This window comes from Pseudomonas sp. PDM02 (assembly GCF_014852285.1).
Lineage (GTDB): Bacteria > Pseudomonadota > Gammaproteobacteria > Pseudomonadales > Pseudomonadaceae > Aquipseudomonas > Aquipseudomonas migulae.
The window spans coordinates 98,516-121,289 of record NZ_JACVBL010000015.1 but is presented as its reverse complement, the minus strand read 5'-3'; the positions used below and the strand labels follow the sequence as shown (position 1 = coordinate 121,289).

The 22,774-nt window shown below is 62.0% G+C and carries 21 protein-coding genes; 18 read left to right on the top strand and 3 right to left on the bottom strand.

Annotated features, from left to right (window positions below; all coding sequences use genetic code 11):
* The first annotated feature begins 2 nt into the window (after nt 1-2).
* From paaH to paaK, 4 genes are all read left to right on the top strand, one after another.
* Complete coding sequence (gene paaH / locus IB245_RS24050) at nt 3-1,520, top strand: 3-hydroxyacyl-CoA dehydrogenase PaaH (protein WP_192228903.1); 1,518 nt, start codon at nt 3-5, stop codon at nt 1,518-1,520.
* Nucleotides 1,513-1,962: a hydroxyphenylacetyl-CoA thioesterase PaaI gene (gene paaI, locus IB245_RS24045; protein ID WP_008025274.1), complete on the top strand. Its 450-nt coding sequence runs from the start codon at nt 1,513-1,515 to the stop codon at nt 1,960-1,962. Before paaH ends, paaI begins: the two co-directional genes overlap by 8 nt.
* The gene (pcaF, locus tag IB245_RS24040) at nt 1,955-3,166 is read left to right on the top strand and encodes a 3-oxoadipyl-CoA thiolase (RefSeq protein ID WP_192228902.1); all 1,212 of its coding nucleotides are present in this window, start codon (nt 1,955-1,957) and stop codon (nt 3,164-3,166) included. Before paaI ends, pcaF begins: the two co-directional genes overlap by 8 nt.
* Before the next feature lie 99 nt (nt 3,167-3,265).
* Nucleotides 3,266-4,591: a phenylacetate--CoA ligase PaaK gene (gene paaK / locus IB245_RS24035; RefSeq protein ID WP_008025272.1), complete on the top strand. Its 1,326-nt coding sequence runs from the start codon at nt 3,266-3,268 to the stop codon at nt 4,589-4,591.
* Between the two features lie 667 nt (nt 4,592-5,258).
* Here the strand turns inward: paaK and IB245_RS24030 are convergent.
* On the bottom strand, nt 5,259-5,795 hold the full coding sequence (locus IB245_RS24030; protein WP_192228901.1) for a hypothetical protein: 537 nt from the start codon (nt 5,793-5,795) through the stop codon (nt 5,259-5,261).
* A 221-nt stretch (nt 5,796-6,016) separates the two neighbouring features.
* Here IB245_RS24030 and paaA point away from each other — a divergent pair, with 221 nt between their 5' ends.
* The 9 genes from paaA (at nt 6,017) to paaZ (ending at nt 15,244) form a co-directional block, all read left to right on the top strand.
* Nucleotides 6,017-7,006, top strand: a complete 990-nt coding sequence (paaA, locus tag IB245_RS24025; protein ID WP_008032385.1) for a 1,2-phenylacetyl-CoA epoxidase subunit PaaA — start codon at nt 6,017-6,019, stop codon at nt 7,004-7,006.
* A gap of 28 nt (nt 7,007-7,034) precedes the next feature.
* Entirely contained in the window at nt 7,035-7,316 is a 282-nt protein-coding gene (gene paaB, locus IB245_RS24020; RefSeq protein WP_007943393.1) for a 1,2-phenylacetyl-CoA epoxidase subunit PaaB, read from the top strand.
* 8 nt (nt 7,317-7,324) lie between these two features.
* Complete coding sequence (gene paaC, locus IB245_RS24015) at nt 7,325-8,086, top strand: 1,2-phenylacetyl-CoA epoxidase subunit PaaC (protein ID WP_192228900.1); 762 nt, start codon at nt 7,325-7,327, stop codon at nt 8,084-8,086.
* Nucleotides 8,073-8,606, top strand: coding sequence for a 1,2-phenylacetyl-CoA epoxidase subunit PaaD (gene paaD, locus IB245_RS24010; RefSeq protein WP_192228899.1), 534 nt, complete (start codon nt 8,073-8,075; stop codon nt 8,604-8,606). The genes paaC and paaD overlap by 14 nt, the downstream gene beginning before the upstream one ends.
* Before the next feature lie 33 nt (nt 8,607-8,639).
* Nucleotides 8,640-9,716 (top strand): 1,2-phenylacetyl-CoA epoxidase subunit PaaE, encoded by a 1,077-nt coding sequence (gene paaE / locus IB245_RS24005; RefSeq protein WP_192228898.1) that lies wholly within the window; start codon nt 8,640-8,642, stop codon nt 9,714-9,716.
* 177 nt (nt 9,717-9,893) lie between these two features.
* On the top strand, nt 9,894-10,202 hold the full coding sequence (locus tag IB245_RS24000) for a DUF485 domain-containing protein (protein WP_008032377.1): 309 nt from the start codon (nt 9,894-9,896) through the stop codon (nt 10,200-10,202).
* Complete coding sequence (locus IB245_RS23995) at nt 10,199-11,845, top strand: cation acetate symporter (protein WP_008032374.1); 1,647 nt, start codon at nt 10,199-10,201, stop codon at nt 11,843-11,845. Before IB245_RS24000 ends, IB245_RS23995 begins: the two co-directional genes overlap by 4 nt.
* A gap of 32 nt (nt 11,846-11,877) precedes the next feature.
* Entirely contained in the window at nt 11,878-13,131 is a 1,254-nt protein-coding gene (locus tag IB245_RS23990) for an OprD family porin (RefSeq protein ID WP_192228897.1), read from the top strand.
* 58 nt (nt 13,132-13,189) lie between these two features.
* Complete coding sequence (paaZ, locus tag IB245_RS23985) at nt 13,190-15,244, top strand: phenylacetic acid degradation bifunctional protein PaaZ (protein WP_192228896.1); 2,055 nt, start codon at nt 13,190-13,192, stop codon at nt 15,242-15,244.
* Between the two features lie 479 nt (nt 15,245-15,723).
* On the opposite strand, the gene IB245_RS23980 is transcribed toward paaZ, so the two are convergent.
* Nucleotides 15,724-16,872, bottom strand: a complete 1,149-nt coding sequence (locus IB245_RS23980) for an MFS transporter (RefSeq protein WP_192228895.1) — start codon at nt 16,870-16,872, stop codon at nt 15,724-15,726.
* A gap of 99 nt (nt 16,873-16,971) precedes the next feature.
* Here IB245_RS23980 and IB245_RS23975 point away from each other — a divergent pair, with 99 nt between their 5' ends.
* The 3 genes from IB245_RS23975 to IB245_RS23965 all read left to right on the top strand — a co-directional run bounded on the left by IB245_RS23975 (nt 16,972) and on the right by IB245_RS23965 (nt 20,544).
* Complete coding sequence (locus tag IB245_RS23975; RefSeq protein WP_192228894.1) at nt 16,972-17,736, top strand: AraC family transcriptional regulator; 765 nt, start codon at nt 16,972-16,974, stop codon at nt 17,734-17,736.
* A gap of 97 nt (nt 17,737-17,833) precedes the next feature.
* Nucleotides 17,834-18,955 (top strand): HlyD family secretion protein, encoded by a 1,122-nt coding sequence (locus tag IB245_RS23970; protein WP_192228893.1) that lies wholly within the window; start codon nt 17,834-17,836, stop codon nt 18,953-18,955.
* A complete protein-coding gene (locus IB245_RS23965; RefSeq protein ID WP_192228892.1) occupies nt 18,952-20,544 on the top strand; it encodes a DHA2 family efflux MFS transporter permease subunit in 1,593 nt (530 codons plus the stop codon). Before IB245_RS23970 ends, IB245_RS23965 begins: the two co-directional genes overlap by 4 nt.
* Here IB245_RS23965 and IB245_RS23960 read toward each other — a convergent pair whose 3' ends face one another.
* Entirely contained in the window at nt 20,545-20,985 is a 441-nt protein-coding gene (locus IB245_RS23960; RefSeq protein ID WP_008040019.1) for a carboxymuconolactone decarboxylase family protein, read from the bottom strand. It abuts the gene before it with no gap.
* A gap of 304 nt (nt 20,986-21,289) precedes the next feature.
* Here IB245_RS23960 and IB245_RS23955 point away from each other — a divergent pair, with 304 nt between their 5' ends.
* Both IB245_RS23955 and IB245_RS23950 read left to right on the top strand, forming a co-directional pair.
* Entirely contained in the window at nt 21,290-21,796 is a 507-nt protein-coding gene (locus IB245_RS23955; protein WP_192228891.1) for a sigma-70 family RNA polymerase sigma factor, read from the top strand.
* Nucleotides 21,796-22,755 carry a FecR domain-containing protein gene (locus IB245_RS23950; protein ID WP_192228890.1) on the top strand — a complete coding sequence of 320 codons (960 nt, stop codon included), beginning with the start codon at nt 21,796-21,798 and terminating at the stop codon, nt 22,753-22,755. Before IB245_RS23955 ends, IB245_RS23950 begins: the two co-directional genes overlap by 1 nt.
* Nucleotides 22,756-22,774 lie beyond the last annotated feature (19 nt).

Genomic DNA, 22,774 nt, shown 5'->3' with positions numbered 1-22,774 from the left:
TCATGACCGCACTGAACACTAACGCGCGCATCGCGGTGATCGGCGCCGGCGCCATGGGCGCTGGCATTGCCCAGGTCGCGGCGCAGGCCGGTCATCCGGTGTTGCTGCTGGACAATCGCCCCGGCGCTGCGGCCCAGGCCATTGAAGGCATTGATCGACAACTGGGCAAACGGGTCGAGAACGGCAAACTGTCCGCCGAGTCGCGCAGCGCAACGATTGCGCGCCTGCACGCCGTGGAAGCCATCGAAGCGCTGGCCGAGTGCGAGCTGATCATAGAAGCCATCGTCGAAAACCTTGAGGTCAAACGCGCGCTCTTCCGCCAGCTGGAAGGCATCTGTGGTGAGCACTGCATTCTGGCGAGCAACACCTCGTCGCTGTCGATCACCAGCATCGCCGCGCAGCTGAACCATCCGCAACGCTTGCTCGGCTTGCACTTCTTCAACCCGGCGCCGGTCATGGCGCTGGTGGAAATCGTTTCCGGGCTGGCCAGCGATCCGGCGTTGGCCGAGTGCCTGTACGACACCGCCAAAGCCTGGGGCAAAAAACCCGTACACACCCGCTCTATGCCGGGCTTTATCGTCAACCGCGTCGCCCGCCCGTTCTACGCCGAAAGCCTGCGCCTGCTGCAGGAAGGCGCGGCGGATTGCCCGACGCTGGATGCGCTGATGCGCGAGGCCGGTGGTTTTGCGATGGGCGCCTTCGAACTGACCGACCTGATCGGCCATGACGTCAACTATGCCGTGACCTGTTCGGTGTTTGATGCCTATTACGGTGACACACGTTTTCTGCCTTCGCTGATTCAGAAGGAATTGGTCGACGCCGGGCGCCTGGGTCGCAAAAGCGGCCATGGTTTCTACCGTTATGCCGAAGGCTCCGAGCGGCCGCAGCCGACCTCTATCAGCAGCGATCAACCAGTTGAAACCTGCGTCGTGGAAGGTGATCTCGGCATCGCCAACGCGCTGATTGCGCGTCTGCGCGAACATCAGATCAACGTCATTCAGCGCGATGGCCAGGGCCTGTTGAAAGTCGGCGATGCCGTGCTGGCGCTTAGCGACGGGCGCATGGCCTGTCAGCGGGCGAAAGAAGACGGGCTGCGCAATCTGATCCTGCTGGACCTGGCCTTCGACTACGGCAAAGCCAGCCGCATCGCCATCAGTTGCTCGGCAGACATCACCCCTTCGGCATTCGAACACGGCGTCGCACTGCTGCAACGCGCTGGATTCACCGTCAGCCAACTCAGCGACAGCCCGGCGCTCGCGGTGTTGCGCACGGTGGCGATGCTCGCCAACGAAGCCGCCGATGCCGTGCTGCAAGGCGTGGCCTCGGCCGCCGACATCGATCTGGCGATGCGCGCCGGGGTCAATTACCCGCAAGGCCCGTTGGCCTGGGCCGATGCCATTGGCCTCGCGCACATCCTCAACGTGCTGGAAAACCTGCAAACGAGCTACGGCGAACAACGCTATCGACCGTCGCTGCTGTTGCGCCGCCGCGTCGCTGAAGGGAGGACGTTCCATGACTAATCACGAAGCAATGAACCTGGCCAGCAACTGCGCGCAAACGATGTTCAAGCGCGACGCCGCGAGCCAGGCCATGGGCATGCGCCTGCTCTCGGCGGCACCGGGCTGCGCCCGCGTCGGCATGAGCGTGCGCGCCGACATGATTCAGGGCCACGGCACCTGCCACGGCGGCTACCTGTTCGCCCTCGCCGACTCGGCGTTTGCCTTTGCCTGCAACAGCTACAACGAAGCCACCGTGGCCATCGGTTGCAGCATCGACTACATCGCCCCGGCACGCCTGGGCGACACCTTGACCGCCGATTGCACCGAGCAGAGCCGCTCCGGTCGCACCGGCAACTACGACGTGCGGATTGAAAACCAACTGGGCCAGCTGATCGCGCTGTTCCATGGCAAATCCTACAAAGTGCGCGGCGCTGTGCTCGCGCAGGAGACCCCGAATGAATGACGCCTTGATCATCGACGCCGTGCGGACCCCGATCGGCCGCTACGCTGGTGCCTTGAGCAGCGTACGCGCCGACGACCTCGGTGCAGTGCCGTTGCGCGAACTGCTGCGCCGCCACCCGCAGGTCAACTGGAATGCCGTGGATGATGTGATCTATGGTTGCGCCAACCAGGCCGGCGAAGACAACCGCAACGTCGCGCGCATGTCGGCGCTGTTGGCCGGGTTGCCGGTCAGCGTGCCGGGCACCACGCTCAACCGTTTGTGCGGTTCCGGGCTGGATGCCATCGGCACCGCAGCGCGGGCGATTCGTTGCGGCGAAGCCGGGCTGATGCTGGTCGGCGGCGTCGAATCGATGTCCCGCGCGCCGTTGGTCATGGGCAAGGCTGAACAGGCCTTCTCCCGGGATGCGCAGGTCTATGACACCACCATCGGCTGGCGCTTCGTCAATCCGCTGATGAAAAAAACCTACGGCATCGACTCGATGCCGGAAACCGCCGAGAACGTCGCCGAGCAGTTCAACATCTCCCGCGCCGACCAGGACGCTTTCGCCCTGCGCAGCCAGCAACGTGCCGGCGCGGCCCAGGCCAGTGGGCGTCTGGCCAAGGAAATCGTCGCGGTCGAAATCCCGCAGCGCAAAGGCCCGGCCAAAGTCGTCGAGCATGACGAACACCCACGCGGCGACACCACGCTTGAGCAGTTGCAGAAACTCGGCACGCCGTTTCGCGAAGGTGGCAGCGTCACCGCCGGCAATGCCTCCGGGGTCAATGACGGCGCTTGCGCGCTGTTGCTGGCCAGCCCGGCGGTCGCCAAACGCCACGGCCTGAAGGCTCGCGGCCGGGTTGTGGCCATGGCCACTGCCGGCGTCGAGCCGCGCATCATGGGCATCGGCCCGGTGCCAGCGACGCGCAAAGTGCTGGAACTGGCCAACCTGAGCCTCGCCGACATGGACGTGATCGAACTCAATGAAGCCTTCGCCGCGCAAGGCCTGGCGGTGTTGCGAGAACTGGGTTTGAGCGACACCGACCCGCGGGTCAACCCGAATGGCGGCGCCATCGCCCTCGGCCACCCATTGGGCATGAGCGGTGCGCGGCTGGTGACCACCGCCCTGCACGAACTGGAAGAACGTCAGGGCCGCTACGCGTTGTGCACCATGTGCATCGGCGTCGGCCAGGGCATTGCGCTGATCATTGAGCGCTTGTCCGACTAAAGAATCGCGATTCCCGGGGAGCCTAGAGGTATCCTTGGGGCATGCACTCAAAGCCCGGCTGCGGCCGGGCTGAAACACAAAAATAATTCGAGTGAAGTTATGAACATGCCAATTGCCAAAGCCGTGCTTGATCCCGTGCTGGACCCGCTGGAAACCGCCAGCATTGACGAACTCCGTCAGCACCAGCTGGAACGCCTGCGCTGGAGCCTCAACCACGCCTACAAAAACGTGCCGCTGTACCGTCAGCGTTTCGATGCACTGGGCGTGCACCCGGATGACATCAAGTCCCTGGAAGACCTGGCGAAGTTTCCGTTCACCACCAAATCCGACCTGCGCGACAACTACCCCTATGGCATGTTTGCCGTGCCGATGCAGGACGTGGTGCGCCTGCACGCATCCAGCGGCACCACTGGCAAACCGACCGTCGTCGGTTACACGCAGAACGACATCGACACCTGGGCCAACGTGGTCGCGCGCTCGATCCGCGCAGCCGGTGGCCGACGTGGCGACAAAGTGCACATTTCCTATGGCTACGGCCTGTTCACCGGCGGCCTCGGCGCGCACTACGGTGCCGAACGCCTGGGTTGCACGGTGATTCCGATGTCCGGCGGCCAGACTGAAAAGCAAGTGCAACTGATCAAGGATTTCCAGCCGGACATCATCATGGTCACGCCGTCGTACATGCTCAACATAGCCGATGAAATCGAGCGTCAGGGCATCGACCCGCACAAACTGGCCCTGCGCCTGGGCATCTTCGGTGCCGAGCCGTGGACCGGCGAACTGCGCAGCGCCATCGAGAACCGTTTGGGCATCACCGCACTGGACATCTACGGCCTCTCGGAAATCATGGGGCCGGGCGTCGCCATGGAATGCGCCGAAACCAAGGACGGCCCGACGATCTGGGAAGACCACTTCTACCCGGAAATCATCGACCCGGTTACCGGTGAAGTGCTGCCGGACGGGCAGATGGGCGAACTGGTGTTCACGTCCCTGAGCAAGGAAGCCTTGCCGATGATCCGCTACCGCACCCGCGACCTGACGCGCCTGCTACCGGGCACTGCGCGGCCGATGCGGCGGATCGACAAGATCACCGGGCGTAGCGATGACATGTTGATCATTCGCGGGGTTAACGTGTTTCCGACGCAGATCGAGGAGCAGGTGCTGAAAATCAAACAGCTTTCAGAGTGTTATGAGATTCATCTGTATCGCAACGGGAACCTGGACAGCGTGGATGTGCATGTCGAGTTGAAGGCTGAGCACCAGCACTTGAGCGATGAGCAGCAGAGGGCTGTTTGTGGCGAGTTGAGCAAGCACATCAAGACGTATATCGGGATCAGTTCGCGGATTGTTTTGCAGCCTCTGCATTCGATCAAGCGCTCTGAGGGCAAGGCTTGTCACGTGATGGACAAGCGCCCGAAAGCATGACTGCTGCACCCTTTAAGCCCCGCTTTTGCGGGGCTTTTTTTTGGGTGTACGCGCACGAATCCTGTGGGAGCGAGCCTGCTCGCGAAGGCTTTATAGGCAACCCGATTTTCGTGGATGTCCCGCGATCTATTGTAGGAGCCGGCTTGCTGCGGGCGGCGTTCCGACGATGGCGGCCTGACAGCCGACCATTTTCTTTCGGGTGTACATATCCATTCCTGCGGTAACGGCCGCTAATGGTTTCGCCCTTACGGCGAGTCACTTGGAAGAGCCCCAAGTAACCAAGGGCTCTTGCCCCTTTCGTTCGGTGCCTCGCCATGGCTCGGCATGCCCTCGATCCGGTCCTGCTCCGTGGGCCCGCCGCCATCGGCCATCCATGGCCGGGGGCGGCTAACCCGGCATCCATGCCGGGTTGCCCACTGCGCAGAACCTCCACTCGGCCTCTCGAGGGGGCGCTCAGATCAAGAGCTGAAGGCGAGCTAACGCTCGGCCTGATGAGTGGTGAGAAGCAAAAGCGTACGCGATTCCCTGTAGGAGCCGGCTTGCCGGCGAAAAGCGTTTGGACGGCGCGTTCATTCAGACAGCACGCGTAATCGTTGACGCCCATCGCTGCGATGCGGCGACCCGACAAGCCAGCTCCTACAGGGTCATGTGAACCACAACGAACGAGTCAGAGATTACGCGAGAGCGCTCTTGTGACGACGCGTCTGGCAGTGGCGCGCCTGTCCAGCATGTAGATGTGGTTATCCAGCTCAGGCACCAGTCGTGCTTTGCGCTTGTCGTCGAACTTTCCCACTGTCATTAAATAGATCATCGGCAGCACGATCCCTCCCCACCACTGGCCGGACAGCAAAAAGATGAAGGGCCACGGGATCAACAGAACCGCCAAAATCCACCCGTTGGCGCGCATAGTCGGGATCAATTCCTGGTAGAGAAAATCACTCGATTCCAAGTCGAAACTGAGGGAAAGATTGTGATTGCGCAGAAGCACGGGGTACATGTCTTCCTTGTGTGAACTTCCGGCGTAGATCACGTAAACCTCATGACCTTTGCGTAAATGGAAATCTTCAAAAGCATATTCCAGACGGAGCTCATCGCCTCCCTTCGTTCTGATCCATACCACACGACGGCTCGGCGTATTGCTGATCACCACCCCATGCTCGATGTGAAAATGAATCCTGACCTTACCGAAGGTGAAATCCTGCATGCCCACTCCTTGAAATTCCGTCACCGACGACGAGTCGCCCAGTCGGTAAGCGGCGGATGCTACTAAGGCGCCATCAGGCTGTCCAGAAACCGGACTTGCCCCGTACGTCGAAAGCGATACAAAAAAAACATACGACACGATATTTTGTGTTTGATATTAAATTCTGTATCGCTTATAAAGCTCTCCATGCCCTCGATCAGATTCAAGGCGGGAGACCCCCAATGTACGCACAGCTCGTAGAAACCGGCGTTAAGCGCATCAAGGACCTGTCGGAAATGTCCGAACAGGAACGCGCCTTCCAGGAAAAAATCGATTCAGAAATCAAGATTGAAGCGAAAAACTGGATGCCTGATGCCTATCGCCAGACCCTGATCCGGCAGATCTCGCAGCACGCCCACTCGGAAATCGTCGGTATGCTGCCCGAAGGCAACTGGGTCACCCGCGCGCCATCGCTCAAACGCAAACTGCAATTGATGGCCAAGATTCAGGACGAAGCCGGCCACGGCCTGTACCTGTACAGCGCCATGGAAACCCTCGGCGCCGACCGCGACGAAGAAATCGCCAAGCTGCACAGCGGCAAGGCCAAGTACTCGAGCATCTTCAACTACCCGACCCTGAACTGGGCCGACATGGGCGCAGTGGGCTGGCTGGTGGACGGCGCCGCGATCGTCAATCAGGTGGTGTTGCAGCGCACGTCATACGGCCCCTACTCCCGGGCCATGGTGCGCATCTGCAAGGAAGAAAGTTTCCACCAGCGCCAAGGCTACGAAATCCTTCTGACCATGATGCGCCACGGCAATCAGGCGCAAAAAGACATGGTCCAGGACGCGATCAACCGCCTGTGGTGGCCGTCGCTGATGATGTTCGGCCCGAGCGACGAACACTCGCCGAACAGCGCCCAGTCCATGGCCTGGAAAATCAAGCGCCAGAGCAACGACGAACTGCGCCAGCGCTTCATCGACCAGACCATCCCGCAACTCGAATTGCTCGGTTGCACCTGCCCCGATCCGGACCTGAAGTGGAACGCCGAACGCGGCCATTACGACTTCGGTGAAATCCAGTGGAGCGAGTTCTACGAAGTGCTCAAGGGCAACGGCCCGTGCAACCAGGAACGCGTCGCCACCCGCCGCAAAGCCATTGAAGACGGCGCCTGGGTCCGCGAAGCCGCAGTTGCCCACGCCCGCAAAAAACAAAACAAGAACGCCGCCTGATTCGGCCACCTGATCTGGAGACACCGCCATGTCCGAATGGACCCTTTTTGAAGTCTTCGTGCGCAGCAAGCACGGCCTCAACCACAAGCACGTCGGCAGCGTGCATGCCGCCGACACCACCATGGCCATCGAGAACGCGCGTGAGTTGTACACCCGTCGCAGCGAAGGCGTGAGCCTGTGGGTCGTGCCGTCGGCGCTGATCACCGCCTCGTCGCCGGATGAAAAAGACCCGCTGTTCGACCCGTCGGACGACAAGGTTTATCGCCATGCCAGCTTCTACGAGCTGCCGGCCGAAGTCGGGCACATGTGAGGTCGACCATGAACAACCAGACTGATCTGATCGAATACCTGCTGCGCCTCGGCGACAGCGCCCTGATCCAGGGCCAGCGCCTGTGCCAATGGTGCGGCAAGGCACCGGCGCTGGAAGAAGAACTGGCGCTGATGAACGTCGGCCTCGACCTCGTCGGCCAGGCGCGCAACTGGCTGGAATACGCCGCTGAACTGCTGGGCGACGATCGCGATGCCGATCACCTGGCGTTCCGTCGCGATGAGCGCGCCTATCGCAACCTGCTGCTGGTGGAACAACCCAACGGCGATTACGCGGTGACCATCCTCAAGCAGTTCCTGTATGACGCCTGGCACCTGGAAGTGCTTAAAGGTCTGAGCCAGTCCAGCGATGAGCGCATCGCCGGGATCGCTGCCAAAGCCGTAAAGGAAGTCACCTATCACCTGCGCCGCTCCGGCGAGTGGGTCGAGCGTCTGGGCGACGGCACCGAGGAAAGCCACAAGCGCATGCTCGCAGCGATCCCTGAGGTCTGGCGCTTTACCGTGGAACTGATCGCCGCCGATGACAGCGAACAGCGTCTGTGCGAAGCCGGCATCACCCCGGACATCGCCACCGTCGCCGCCGCGTGGCAAGCCAGGGTCAACGAGATTTTCGCCAGCGCCACCCTGCCCGTGCCTGCCGCGCCAAGCTATTTCTACCTGAATGCGCGCAAGGGGCTGCACACCGAACACCTCGGCATCCTGTTGGCGGAGATGCAATTCCTGCCACGAGCGTACCCCGATGCAACCTGGTGAGCTGATCGCCAGCGACCTCGGCGGCCGGCCGGCCCAACCGACCGACCTGGCCGCCGCGTGGGCGACCCTGGCGCAGGTCATGGACCCGGAAGTGCCGGTGGTCAGCGTGGTCGACCTCGGCATCGTGCGCGATCTCGACTGGCAAGCCGGCCACTTGCACGTGGTGGTCACGCCGACCTACTCCGGCTGCCCCGCCACCGAGGTGATTGAAAGCGACATCCGCGATGCGCTGGAGCTTGCCGGCTTCAGGGCACCGCAACTGGAACGCAAATTGACCCCGGCGTGGACCACCGACTGGATCACCGACATCGGCCGCGAACGCCTGCGCGCTTATGGCATCGCACCGCCCGACGGCAGCACCAGCAAACGCAGCCTGCTCGGCGAAAGCCCGGTGATCGTCTGCCCACAATGCGGCAGCGCGCACACCGAAGTGCTCAGCGAGTTCGGTTCCACCGCGTGCAAGGCGTTGTACCGCTGCGTCGATTGCCGCGAGCCGTTCGACTATTTCAAGTGCATCTGAGCGGCGATCGGCCGTCCCAGCTGGAGAACAATAATGAGCAAATTTCACAGCCTGACCATCAAGGACGTGCGCGCCGAAACCCGTGACGCGGTGTCCATCGCCTTCGATATTCCGCAGCACCTGCAAGACAGTTTTCACTTCACCCAGGGCCAGCACCTGGTGATGCGCACGCAGATGGATGGCGAAGAAGTGCGTCGTTCGTATTCGATCTGCACCGGTGTCAATGACGGCGAACTGCGCGTCGCGATCAAGCGTGTGGCCGGCGGGCGTTTCTCCGCATTCGCCAATGAGCAGCTCAAGGCCGGGCACAGCCTGGAAGTGATGCCGCCGGCCGGGCACTTCTGCGTCGAGCTCGACCCACAACGCCACGGTAATTACCTGGCCGTGGCGGCGGGCAGCGGCATCACGCCGATCCTGTCGATCATCAAGACCACCCTGCAAACCGAACCGCACAGCCGCGTCACGCTGCTGTATGGCAACCGTTCAAGTTCCGGCGCGCTGTTCCGTGAACAGCTCGAAGATTTGAAAAACCGCTACTTGCAGCGTCTGAACCTGATCTTCGTGTTCAGTCGCGAGCAGCAGGATGTCGACCTGTACAACGGCCGGATCAACGCCGAGAAATGCGAGCAACTGTTCTCCCGCTGGCTCGATGTCAAAGCCCTCGATGCGGCATTCATCTGTGGCCCGCAGGAGATGACCGAAACCGTGCGCGACAGCCTCAAGACCAAGGGCATGGCACCGGAGCGCATCCATTTCGAACTGTTCGCCGCCGCTGGCAGCCAGCAAAAACGCGAGGCTCGCGAGGCTGCTCGGCAAATTGATGCGGCGGTCAGCCAGATCACCGTCATCAGCGACGGCCGCGCGCTGGCCTTCGACCTGCCGCGCAACAGCCAGAGCATCCTCGATGCCGGCAACGCCCAGGGCGCCGAACTGCCTTACTCGTGCAAGGCCGGCGTGTGCTCGACGTGCAAATGCAAGGTCATCGAAGGCGAAGTGGAGATGGACAGCAACCACGCCCTGGAGGACTACGAAGTGGCCGCCGGTTACGTGCTGTCGTGCCAGGCGTATCCGGTCAGCGACAAAGTCATCCTGGATTTCGACCAGCTCTGATTATCCGGCAAACACGGAACCTGTAGGAGCGAGGCTTGCCCGCGAAGACTGACCATCAGACGACATCAATGTTGAATCTGCCGGCCTCTTCGCGGGCAAGCCTCGCTCCTACAGGGACCGGGGCGCCCCCGAGAACCTGCTTCACCCCACAACAAAAACAACAACAGAGAGCGTGCCATGACACCCACTGACGTAGAACTCATCCGCCAGCACCCCGATTTCATCCAGCTGGTTCGTCGCAAACAAAACCTGTACTGGTCGCTGTCGCTGATCATGCTGGTGATCTATTTCGGCTTCGTGTTGCTGGTGGCGTTCTCCCCCGCCACCCTCGGTCAGTCCTTGAGCGGCGGCGTGACCTCGGTGGGCATGCTGGTCGGTGTGGTGATTGTGGTATTGGCCTTCGCGCTGACCGGTTTCTACGTCTATCGCGCCAACAACGTGATTGATCCGCTCAACGAAAAGCTGAAACAGGAGTGCGCCCGATGAGCCGTCTCCTGGCGTTGTTCCTGTTGCCGCTGGCAGCGGTCACCGACTTCGCGGTCGCCGCCGACGGCGCGTCCCGCCCACTGAACTGGAACGCCATCGGCATGTTCCTGGTGTTCGTGCTGTTCACCCTCGGCGTCACGCGTTGGGCCGCATTGCGTACCCGCTCCGCCAGCGACTTCTACACCGCAGGCGGTGGCATGACTGGCTTCCAGAACGGCCTGGCGATTGCCGGCGACATGATCTCGGCGGCGTCTTTCCTCGGCATCTCGGCGATGATGTTTCTCAATGGCTACGACGGCTTGCTCTACGCCCTGGGCGTGTTGGCGGGCTGGCCGATCATCCTGTTCCTGATCGCTGAGCGCCTGCGCAACCTCGGCAAATATACGTTCGCCGACGTGGTCTCTTATCGCCTGGAACAAACCCCGGTGCGCCTGACCTCGGCGTTCGGCACCCTGACTGTTGCGTTGATGTACCTGGTGGCGCAGATGGTCGGTGCCGGCAAGTTGATCGAGTTGCTGTTCGGCATCGACTACCTCTACGCGGTGATGCTGGTCGGTGTGTTGATGGTGTTCTACGTGACCTTCGGCGGCATGCTCGCCACCACGTGGGTGCAGATCATCAAAGCGGTGATGCTGCTGTTCGGCACCACGTTCATGGCGTTCATGGTGCTCAAGCATTTCGGTTTCAGCACCGAAGCGATGTTCGCCGGCGCCACTGCCGTGCACGCCAAGGGCAGCGCGATCATGGCGCCCGGTGGTTTGCTGTCGAACCCGATCGATGCGATCTCGCTGGGCTTGGGCATGATGTTCGGCACCGCCGGTCTGCCGCATATCCTGATGCGTTTCTTCACCGTCAGCGATGCCAAGGAAGCGCGTAAAAGCGTGTTCTACGCCACCGGTTTCATCGGCTACTTCTACTTGCTGCTGATCATCGTCGGCTTCGGCGCCATCGTCATGGTCGGCACCGATCCTGCGTTCCGCGATGCCAGCGGCGCGATCATCGGCGGCGGCAACATGATCGCCGTGCACCTGGCACAAGCCGTGGGCGGCAACCTCTTCCTCGGCTTCATCTCGGCAGTCGCGTTCGCCACCATTCTGGCGGTGGTCGCAGGCCTGGCGTTGTCCGGCGCCTCGGCGGTGTCCCACGACTTGTATGCCTGCGTGATGCGCAAGGGACAGGCCACCGAGCAGCAGGAAATCCGCGTGTCGCGCATTGCCACGCTGTGCATCGGCGTGCTGGCGATCATCCTCGGCCTGCTGTTCGAATCGCAGAACATTGCGTTCCTTTCCGGCCTGGTGCTGGCCATCGCCGCGTCGGTGAATTTCCCGGTGCTGTTCCTTTCGATGTACTGGAAAGGCCTGACCACTCGCGGCGCGGTCACCGGCAGCCTGACGGGGCTGGTCTCGGCGATTGTCCTGCTGGTGCTGAGCCCGGCGGTGTGGGTCAACGTGTTGCATCACGACAAGGCGCTGTTCCCGTACTCCAACCCGGCGCTGTTTTCCATGAGCCTCGCGTTTTTCAGTGCCTGGCTGTTTTCGGTCACCGACACCTCGCCGCGAGCGGCCCTTGAGCGCGGCCGCTACCTGGCGCAGTTCATCCGTTCGATGACCGGCATCGGTGCCTCCGGCGCCAGCAAGCACTAATCACGACCGACTGATGGCAGGGAATAAAAACAATGAAGCCCGCACGTTCTGCACCTTACGAATCACTGTTTTCGCTGGCCGCCGCATTGAGCCTGCCCATGGTCGCCCCCAGCGCCATGGCCGACTTCATCGACGACAGCAAGGCCCGCATTGAAATGCGCAACCACTACATCAATCGCGATTTCCGCCAGGACAACGCAGCGCAATCCAAAGCTGAAGAATGGGCGCAGGGTTTCACCGCGCGCATCGAGTCCGGGTTCACCGACGGCACTTTAGGCTTCGGTCTCGATGCGTTGGGGGAGCTGGGATTGAAACTCGACTCCAGCCCGGATCGCCGTGGCACCGGGCTGCTGCCCTTCGGTCCGAAAAGCCATGAGCCGGCGGACGAGTTCAGCGAGCTGGGGCTGACCGGCAAGCTGCGGGTATCGAAAAGCGTGTTGAAGCTCGGCACCCTGCAACCCCTGCTGCCGGTGGCGACCTACAACGACACCCGCCTGCTCGGTTCGACCTTCGAAGGCGGCTTGCTGACCAGCCAGGAAATCAGTGGCCTGACGCTGAATACCGGGCGCCTGACCAAGGCCAACCTGCGGGATTCCTCCAGCAACGATGACATCGGTTACGCCGCCGCCAGCAGTGATCACTTCGACTTTGCCGGCGGCAGCTACGCGTTCAGTCCGCAACTGAACCTGAGTTATTACTACGGCAAGCTCGATCAGATTTATCGCCAGCAATTTGTCGGGTTGGTGCATACCCAGCCGCTGGGCAACGGTTTCAATCTGCGCAGCGACTTGCGCTATTTCGACAGCCGGGGCGACGGTGCCGAACGCGCCGGGCGCATCGACAACCGCAACTTCAACAGCATGTTCACCGTGTCCCACGGTGCCCACAAGGTCAGCGCCACGTACCAGCAGTTGTCCGGCGACAGTGCCTTTCCGTTCCTCAACGGCGGCGATCCGTACGTGGTCAACCTGGTGACCTTCAACACCTACACCCGGGCCGACGAGGACTCCTGGCAGTTGCGTTACGACTACGACTTCGCGGCGCAAGGCATTCCCGGCCTGACCTTCATGACCCGCTACACCGACGGTCGCCACGTCAAGGCCGGCACCGTCGACAACGGCCGTGAGCGCGAGCGCGACACCGACATCAGTTACGTCATCCAGAGCGGCGTGTTCAAGGACGTCAGCCTGCGCTGGCGCAACGTGACTTTCCGCTCCGGCAATGGCCTGAACACCGCCCTCGATGAAAACCGGCTGATCGTCGGTTACACCGTGGCGCTTTGGTAATCCCTGAAGGGCGCGGTTACCACCGCGCCAACACCTTTCACAACCTGGAGGAATCGTGATGTCTCACGCCCCTACCCTGCAAAGTTTCATCGCCGGTCGCTGGATCGGCCAACACGGTGCCCAGGTGCTGCGCAGCGCCATCGACGGCCACGAGATCGCACGCACCCACGAGGAACGTCCGGACTTCGCCGAAGCCGTCGAGCACGGTCGTCGCCAAGGCATCAGCGGCTTGATGGCGCTGGACTTCCAGCAACGGGCGCAACGTCTCAAGGCACTGGCCTTGTACCTGAGCGAACGCAAGGAGCAGCTCTACGCGATCTCCCACCACAGCGGCGCCACCCGCGCCGACAGCTGGATCGATATCGAAGGCGGCAACAGCACGCTGTTCACCTACGCCAGCCTCGGCTCGCGGGAACTGCCGTCGGGCAACATCGTCCACGAAGGCCCGGCGATGCAGCTGAGCAAGCTCGGCACCTTCGCCGGCACGCACATTCTGGTGCCGCGCGGTGGTCTTGCAGTGCACATCAATGCGTTCAACTTCCCGATCTGGGGCATGCTGGAAAAATTCGCGCCGAGCTTTCTCGCCGGCATGCCGTGCATCGTCAAACCGGCCAGCGCCACCAGCTACCTGACCGAAGCCGTGGTGCGGCTGATAGACGAATCCGGCTTGCTGCCGGCGGGCAGCCTGCAACTGATCATCGGCAGCACCGGTGACTTGCTCGACCGTCTGCAAGGCCAGGACGTGGTGACGTTCACCGGTTCGGCCGACACCGCAGCCAAGCTGCGGGTCAATCCGAACCTGATCCGCAACTCGGTGCCGTTCAACGCCGAAGCCGACTCGCTGAACTGCGCGATCCTCGCCCCGGACGTGACCCCGGACGACGAAGAGTTCGAGCTGTTCATCAAGGAAGTCGCACGGGAAATGACCACCAAGGCAGGGCAGAAATGCACCGCCATCCGCCGGGCGATTGTGCCGGCCAAACACATCGATGCCGTCGCGACCCGTTTGCGCGATCGCCTGAAGAAAGTCGTGGTCGGCGACCCGTCGGTGGAAGGCGTGCGCATGGGTGCACTGGCCTCTCACGATCAGCAAAAGGACGTCGCCGAGCGTCTGGAAAGCCTGCTGCAAAGCAGCGACCTGCTGTTTGGCGCTCGCGACGGTTTTGAACCGCGTGGCGAAAACGTCGGCCAGGGTGCGTTCTTCGCGCCGACCCTGTTGCAGGCCCGCGACCCGCACGCTGAAGGCGGCGCGCACGACATCGAAGCGTTCGGCCCGGTCAGCACGCTGATGGCCTACGACGACCTCGACGAAGCACTGGCCCTGGCCGCACGCGGCAAAGGCAGCCTGGTGGCGAGTCTGATCACCAAGGATCCACAGATCGCGGCCAAAGCCATTCCTGTCGCGGCAGCCTGGCACGGTCGCTTGCTGGTGCTGGACCGCGAATCCGCCGCCGAATCCACCGGCCACGGCTCGCCCCTGTCACAACTCAAGCATGGCGGGCCGGGTCGTGCCGGTGGCGGTGAAGAGCTCGGTGGTCTGCGCGCGGTAAAACACTACCTGCAACGCGCCGCCGTGCAAGGCTCGCCGACCATGCTCGCCGCCGTCACCGGTGAATACGTGCGCGGCGCCAAGGTCATCGAGACTGAAGTACATCCGTTCCGCCGGTTCTTCCAGGACCTGCAGATCGGCGAGTCGCTGCTGACCCACCGTCGCACTGTGACCGAGGCCGATCTGGTGAACTTCGGTTGCCTGTCCGGCGATCACTTCTACATGCACTTCGACGAGATCGCCGCCAAGGAATCGCAATTCGGCAAACGCATCGCCCACGGTTACTTCGTGCTGTCGGCAGCGGCCGGTCTGTTCGTCTCCCCGGCGCCAGGCCCGGTGCTGGCCAACTACGGCCTGGATACGTTGCGCTTCATTAACCCGGTAGGCATCGGCGACACCATCCAGGCGCGCCTGACCTGCAAACGTAAAATCGATCAGGGCAAAAAGAGCCCGCAGGGCATTCCGCAGGGCGTGGTGGCATGGGACGTGGAAGTCACCAACCAGCTGGGTGAACTGGTCGCCAGTTACGACATCCTCACGCTGGTCGTCAAACGCGAGGATTAACGCAGTCCTGTAGGCGCTGGCTTGCCGGCGATGACGGCCTCAAGATCGATGCAAATCCAAGGGCCTCATCGCCAGCAAGCCGGCTCCTACAAGGGTTTTGCGTGAACGCCAGTTTCAACGTTCACACCGATCCACTGTAGGAGCTGGCTTGCCGGCGATGGCGGCCGCATGATCGATGCAAATCCAAGGGCCTCATCGCCAGCAAGCCGGCTCCTACAAGGGTTTTGCGTGAACGCCAGTTTCAACGTTCACACCGATCCACTGTTGGAGCTGGCTTGCCGGCGATGACGGCCGCATGATCGATGCAAATCCAAGGGCCCCATCGCCAGCAAGCCGGCTCCTACAAGGGCTTTGTGTAAACGCCAGTCTCAATGCTCACACCGATCCACTGTAGGAGCCGGCTTGCTGGCGATGACGGCCGCATGATCGATGCACATCCCAAGGCCCCATCGCTGGCAAGGCGTTTGAGTGAGTTCCTGTCAGGTTGCACACCGGTCAATGACCGAACGTTTGCTTGTGTGTGCCAACAGCATCGCCAACCCACCGCACACCATCAGGGTTTCGCCCAACGCTTGTGCCCAGGCCACCAGCATCAGCCCGCCGCCGATCAACAGGTAATACAACAATCCGAACAGCGCGCCGGCCGTGCCCAGCCGGTCCCCATAACCGGCGAGTGCCGAGCCTAGAATGTTCGGGATGGCCATCCCGAACCCCAGCACCACCAGCAGCATCGGCAATACAAACCCAAGGCTTTCTTCCAACAGCCATACGCCACTGGCCCCCACCCACACCAGCGCCGCCGCCAGTTGAATCAGCTGCGGGCCACTCACGCCTCGACGCAACAACCGCTGGTTGAGCCAGGCACCGAGACCTGAACCCAGTGCGAGGATCACCCCGCTGTAACCGAACCACTGCGCGCTCAAGCCCAGTCGCTGGAACACGAAAGGACCGAGGCTGTAGTAGCTGAACAAGGCAATGTTGAACAGCGCGACCAGCAACGTCGAACGCCAGATATCGCGGTCGCCCAGCATTCGCCACAGCGTCTCGAACAAGGCCGGTGTCGTCACTTGCTGCGGCCGTGTTTCGGGCAAGACGCGCAGGCACCACAGCCAGAGCGCCGCAGACAACAGCAACAGACACGCCACGACACCTCGATACCCGAAACCTTCCACCAGGCTCGCCCCGGTGAACAAGCCAATCGCCGGACTGGCCGCCAGCGCAATGCCCATCAGCGAAAACACGTGCGCCAGTTCCGCGCCCTTGAAGCGGTCGCGCAGCACGGTTTGCGTCACCACCGAACCCACCGCCGCACCGAACGCCGCCAGCGCCTGCGCCATCAACAACGCATCGAACGTGCGAACGTTCAGCGCCAGCAACGATGCGCCGGCGTACAACCCCAGGCCAGCGAGCATCGACGGTCGACGTCCGATGCGGTCGCACATCCGGCCCCACGCCACCACACCAAACGCAAAGGCCAGGAAATACACGGAAAGCATGTGCGCCGCCGCCTGCGGCCCGACCGCGAAGGCCTGGCCGATGTCCGCCAATGCCGGGCTGTAAAGGGTTTGGGCGATCTGCGGGAACATCAGCAAAGCGATGGTCAACGCCAACAATTTTTTGTAACTCATCACGACTTCACTCCCCAGGAAAACTGGCGAGCAGCTTATGAAACCGTGACTGACGTATTATCAAAACCCTGACAACTAATCGATGAAATCGGACAAACCATGGCCTGGCTCGATGCACACGCGCAATTCGACCCCGACAGCTATCCCGCCGCCGTGATCGGTATCGCCGCCACCCTTGGCGATCACGACTCCGGTTTACATCAACATCAACGGGGGCAGTTGCTGTTCACCCGCCAGGGCTGCACACACATTACCCTCGCGCAGCAGCTGTGCCTGCTGCCGCCCTCCCGCGCAGCGTGGATTCCCTGCGGGGTGGCGCACCGCGCGGTGATGCAACAGAGCGTCGATTACCGCTCGATTTACCTGACACCTTCGCTGTGCGCCGAGCTGCCGCAACACGTCTGCGTGATTGAAGTCAGCCCGTTGCTGCGGGCCGTGCTGGAGTCGATTGCCCAAGCGGAATTCGACACCGATTGGCAGCACGGCAAATTCGTTCATTTACTGGGCCTGTGCCTCAGCGAAATCCGTGACGCCGCACAGCAGCCGATGCTGCTGCCATTGCCCTGGGACAAACGCCTGGCGCCGCTGCTTGCAACGCTCGATCAGCTACCGCCCGAACTTCAGGTCCTGCAAGCGCAGATCGGCGCCAGTGGCCGAACCATCGGGCGAATCTTCCAGCGCGAAACCGGCATGAGCTATCAGCAATGGCGCCAACAGTGGCGGTTGATGCGGGCCATCGAACTGCTCACTACCGGCAGAAACATCGGTTACAGCGCCTTCGCACTGGGTTTTGCCAGTGACAGTGCGTTTATTGCCTTCTTCAGGGACATGACCGGCATCACCCCTGGCCACTGGCGAAAATAAGCACCTGACGATCGGCAGCAGAAATTAATTGCGACCAAATATTACATACGTCATATTACGCACGTAATTAAACGCCGATTCCCACAGGTAATCCTCCATGACCAGCATGCCCAGCCTTGAACCCGACGTTGCCGTTGCGGTGAGCACACCCAAGCCTCCCCTGCTCAAGCGCCTGATCCTGCTGACGCTGGCCATTGCCGTTCTGGTATTTGCAGGCCTTTACGCTACCCATTGGTGGACCGCCGGGCGTTTCATCGAAGAAACCGACGACGCCTACATTGGCGGCGACGTGACGGTGATCGGGCCGAAGGTCGCGGGTTACATCGAAGAAGTGCTGGTCAGCGACAACCAGAAAGTGAAGGCCGGCGATGTGTTGATCCGCCTCGATTCCCGTGACTACCGCGCCAACCTGGCCAAGGCCGAAGGCGCGGTCGCCGCGCAAGAAGCCTTGCTGGCCAACCTCGACGCCACTGAACAACTGCAACACGCGGTGATCGGTCAGGCCCGTGCGGGGATCGATGCCACCGGCGCTGAAACCGCCCGGTCACGGGACGACAATGCACGCTACAAACGCCTGGTCGGCAGCAACGCTGTCTCCGTGGAAAGTGCGCAACGGGCCGACGCCACCTTCAAGACCGCCCAGGCGCTGAGCGCACGAGCCCAGGCTGAACTGCTGGCGGCGCAACGCCAATTGAACGTGATCGACACTCAGAAACAGCAAGCACGTGCCGCGCTGATGCAGGCCAAGGCCGAACGAGACCTGGCGCAATTGAACGTCGGCTACACCGAATTGCGCGCACCGATGGATGGCGTGATCGGCAATCGCCGGGCGCGGGTCGGTGCGTATGCACAGGCCGGTTCGCAGCAGTTGTCAGTGGTGCCGGCCAGCGGGCTGTGGGTCGATGCCAACTTCAAGGAAGATCAACTGGCGCACATGACACCGGGCCAACCGGTGATCATTCACGCCGACGTGCTCTCGGGGCAGGTATTCCACGGTCACCTCGACAGCCTCGCGCCAGCCAGCGGTTCGCAGTTCAGCGTGTTGCCACCGGAAAACGCCACCGGCAACTTCACCAAAATCGTGCAGCGAGTGCCGGTGCGGATCGTGCTCGATCCTGCCGACGGCGTGCTCGGGCATCTGCGTCCCGGCCTGTCGGTGACCGCTGAAGTCGACACACGCAAGGAGCCTGAAACGCCTGCCGTGGCCAGCGCGCCATGAACCGCGCCCTCGCCGCCCCCGCGCAGCCGTTCAACGCCGCGAACATGGCGACGGCGACCAAGGTGTTCGCCTTCGCCACCATGTGCATCGGCATGTTCATTGCCCTGCTGGATATCCAGATCGTCTCGGCTTCATTGCGCGATATCGGCGGCGGGTTGTCGGCGGGCACTGACGAAACGGCGTGGGTGCAGACCAGCTACCTGATCGCCGAAATCATCGTGATTCCGCTGTCCGGCTGGCTCTCCCGCGTGTTCTCGACCCGCTGGCTGTTCTGCGCATCCGCGGTGGGTTTCACCCTGGCCAGCCTGCTCTGCGGCGCGGCCTGGAACATTCAGAGCATGATCGCCTTCCGCGCCCTGCAAGGGTTTCTTGGCGGCTCGATGATCCCGCTGGTGTTCACCACGGCGTTCTTTTTCTTCACCGGCAAACAACGGGTGATCGCCGCCGCGACCATCGGCGCAGTGGCGTCTTTGGCACCGACACTGGGGCCGGTGATTGGTGGCTGGATCACCGATGTTTCCTCCTGGCACTGGCTGTTCTACATCAACCTGGTGCCGGGGATTTTCGTCGCGGTGGCGGTGCCGATGCTGGTGAAGATCGATCAGCCGGAACTGTCGCTGCTCAAGGGCGCCGACTATTTGAGCATGGTGTTTTTGGCGCTGTTTCTCGGCTGCCTGGAATACACCCTCGAAGAAGGCCCGCGCTGGAACTGGTTCAGCGACCGCACGATTCTGATCACCGCCTGGATCAGCGGCCTGGCGGGCCTGGCGTTCATCGGCCGGACCTTGCACGTGGCCAACCCGATCGTCGATTTGCGCGCCCTCAAAGACCGCAACTTCGCCCTCGGCTGCTTCTTCTCGTTTGTCACCGGGATCGGCCTGTTTGCCACGATTTACCTGACGCCGCTGTTTCTCGGCCGGGTGCGGGGTTATGGCGCGCTGGACATTGGTCTGGCGGTTTTCTCCACCGGGGTGTTCCAGATCATGGCGATTCCGCTGTACGCCTTTCTGGCCAACCGCATCGATCTGCGCTGGGTCATGATGACCGGCCTTGGGTTGTTCGCTTTGTCGATGTGGGATTTCAGCCCGATCACCCATGACTGGGGAGGCAAGGAGTTGATGCTGCCGCAAGCGCTGCGCGGAATTGCCCAGCAATTGGCGGTGCCACCGGCGGTCACCTTGACCCTCGGCGGTCTGGCGCCGGCGCGACTCAAACACGCTTCCGGGCTATTCAACCTGATGCGAAACCTCGGCGGAGCCATTGGCATCGCGGCCTGTGCGACGATCCTCAATGACCGCACCAACCTGCACTTCACACGATTGGCGGAAAACCTCAACAGCACCAACGAAGCCCTGAATCAATGGCTGTCCCAGGTCGGCAACAACTTCGCCACACTCGGCCAAAGCGGTGACGTGGGCGTCACCGCCAGCCTGCACCAGTTATGGCTGCTGACCTACCGCGAAGCGCAGACGCAAACCTACGGCGATGCGTTTCTGATGATCATGGTCTGCTTCATCATCGCCACGGCGATGGTGCCCTTGATGCGCAAGGTGCAACCACCGGCCGCGCCGTCAGCGGACGCTCACTGATCAGGCCTGAGGCGTTTTACGGAAGCCTACGGCCAGACGATTCCAGCTGTTGATGGTGGAAATCGCCACGGTCAGGTCGACCATTTCCTTGGGGCTGAACTGCGCAGCGACCACTTCGTAATCTTCGTCCGGAGCGTGGGTCAGGCTCAGTTGGGTCAGGGACTCGGTCCAGAGCAACGCAGCACGTTCGCGCTCGGTGAAGAACGGCGCCTCGCGCCAGGCGGTCACGGCAAACAGGCGACGCGGGGTTTCGCCGCCCTTGATTGCATCGGCGGTGTGCATGTCGATGCAGAAGGCGCAGCCGTTGATTTGCGATGCACGCAGCTTGACCAGTTCGATCAGGGTCTTTTCCAGCGGCAGCTTCGAAACGGCGGTTTCCAGGGCGATCATGGCTTTGAGGGCATCAGGGGACGCGGTGTAGAAATCGATACGAGGTTTCATGGCAGGCTCCAGGAGCAAGTGGGGGTGGAGCTAAGTTAGTCCCGCAGGCCGGCTGCTGGAATATCCAATTTCTCAAAAGTCGAGTAGACCGCCGCCGCCCTTGTAGGAGCCGGCTTGCTGGCGATGCGGGCAACTCGGAGCAAATTGATGAGCGAGGTGATGCTATCGCCAGCAAGCCGGCTCCTACAGGGGGGGCGAAAAATAGTCTGTCGGGCTGATTGCCAGCACTCGGTCCTCGCCACTAGAATGCGATCAATTCTTAATTGCATCAGGCCAGGACGCCGGAAAAGAGTATCAGTCCCCCATGTCGTCAGCCGACCAGCCTTTGAACCAGCAAATCCATACCCTCTACAGCGAACACCACGGTTGGCTGCAGGGATGGCTGCAGCGAAAACTCGGCAATCGCTGCGACGCGGCGGACCTGGCCCACGATACGTTCCTGCGTTTGCTGACCCGGCAAGTCGTCAAGCCCTGGGGCAGCGAGCCCCGGGCACTGCTGACGCACATCGCCAAGGGCCTGGTGATTGATCGCTGGCGTCGACAGGACATCGAGCGCGCTTATCTGGAGACCATTGTCCACCTGCCGGCCGCCGAGGTGCCGTCACCGGAAACCCGCCTGCTGATTCTCGAAACCCTGATGCGCATCGAAGCGCTGCTGCGCGAATTGCCGGCCATCACTCGCGAAACCTTTCTGCTGTCACAGATCGAAGGGCTGACCTACAACCAGATCGCCGCACGCCTGAATGTGTCGCTGATCACCGTCAAACGGCACATGCGCACCGCGTTCATTACCTGCCTGAGTGTCGCCTGATGAATTCGTCGATGATCAACCCGCACATTCTCGGCGAAGCCGCCGACTGGCTGGTGCAGTTGCATTCAGGCAGCGCGACGCCGTCCGACCATCACGCCATTGCCCAATGGCGCAATCGCAGTGCCGAGCATGCGCTGGCCTGGCAACGGGCCGAAGCGCTGCTCGGAGAATTTCGCAGCGTGCCGGCCAACCTGGCCATCCAGACCCTGCAGCGAGCGGCACGCAAGGATGGTTTGAGCCGCCGTCAGACCCTCACGCGTATTGGCTTGCTGCTGATGGCCGGCCCCTTGGGCATCGCCTCGCAACACGTGTCCTGGCAACAATGGACCGCCGATCAGCGCACGGCAGTGGGCGAACAGAAAAACCTGCAACTGCCCGATGGCAGTCAGGTGCTGCTCAACACCGAAAGTGCGGTGGACATTGCCTTTACCCCGCGCGAACGCCGAGTGGTGCTGCTGGATGGCGAAGTGTTGATCAGCACCGCCAAGGACCCCGGCGCCCGGCCCTTTATCGTCGAAACCCCGCAAGGCATCGCACGTGCGCTGGGTACACGGTTTTGCGTGCGCATCACTGGCTCGCGAAGCCAGGTGTCGGTGCTCGAAGGGCTGGTGGAAGTCACGCCGCAGTTGCTCCAGCAGAGCACGACCCTCAAGGCCGGTGAGCGTCAGAGCTTCAAGCTCAATCGCCTCGACCCGCTCGAACCTTTCGACACCAGCGCCCTGGCCTGGGACAAGGGCATGTTGCTGGCGAGCAATATGCGCCTGGACGAATTGCTCGGCGAATTGAGCCGCTATCGCCCCGGCGTGTTGCGTTGTCATGCGGATGTCGCGGGGTTGCGGGTGTCGGGGGCATTTTCCCTGCGTGACACCGATGCCAGCCTGCGTCTGCTCAGCGATACGCTGCCGCTGAAAATCAGCAGCCTGACCCGCTACTGGCTGTCGGTCGAGCCCCGGGCCTGAGTGCGCTGAAAAACTATTT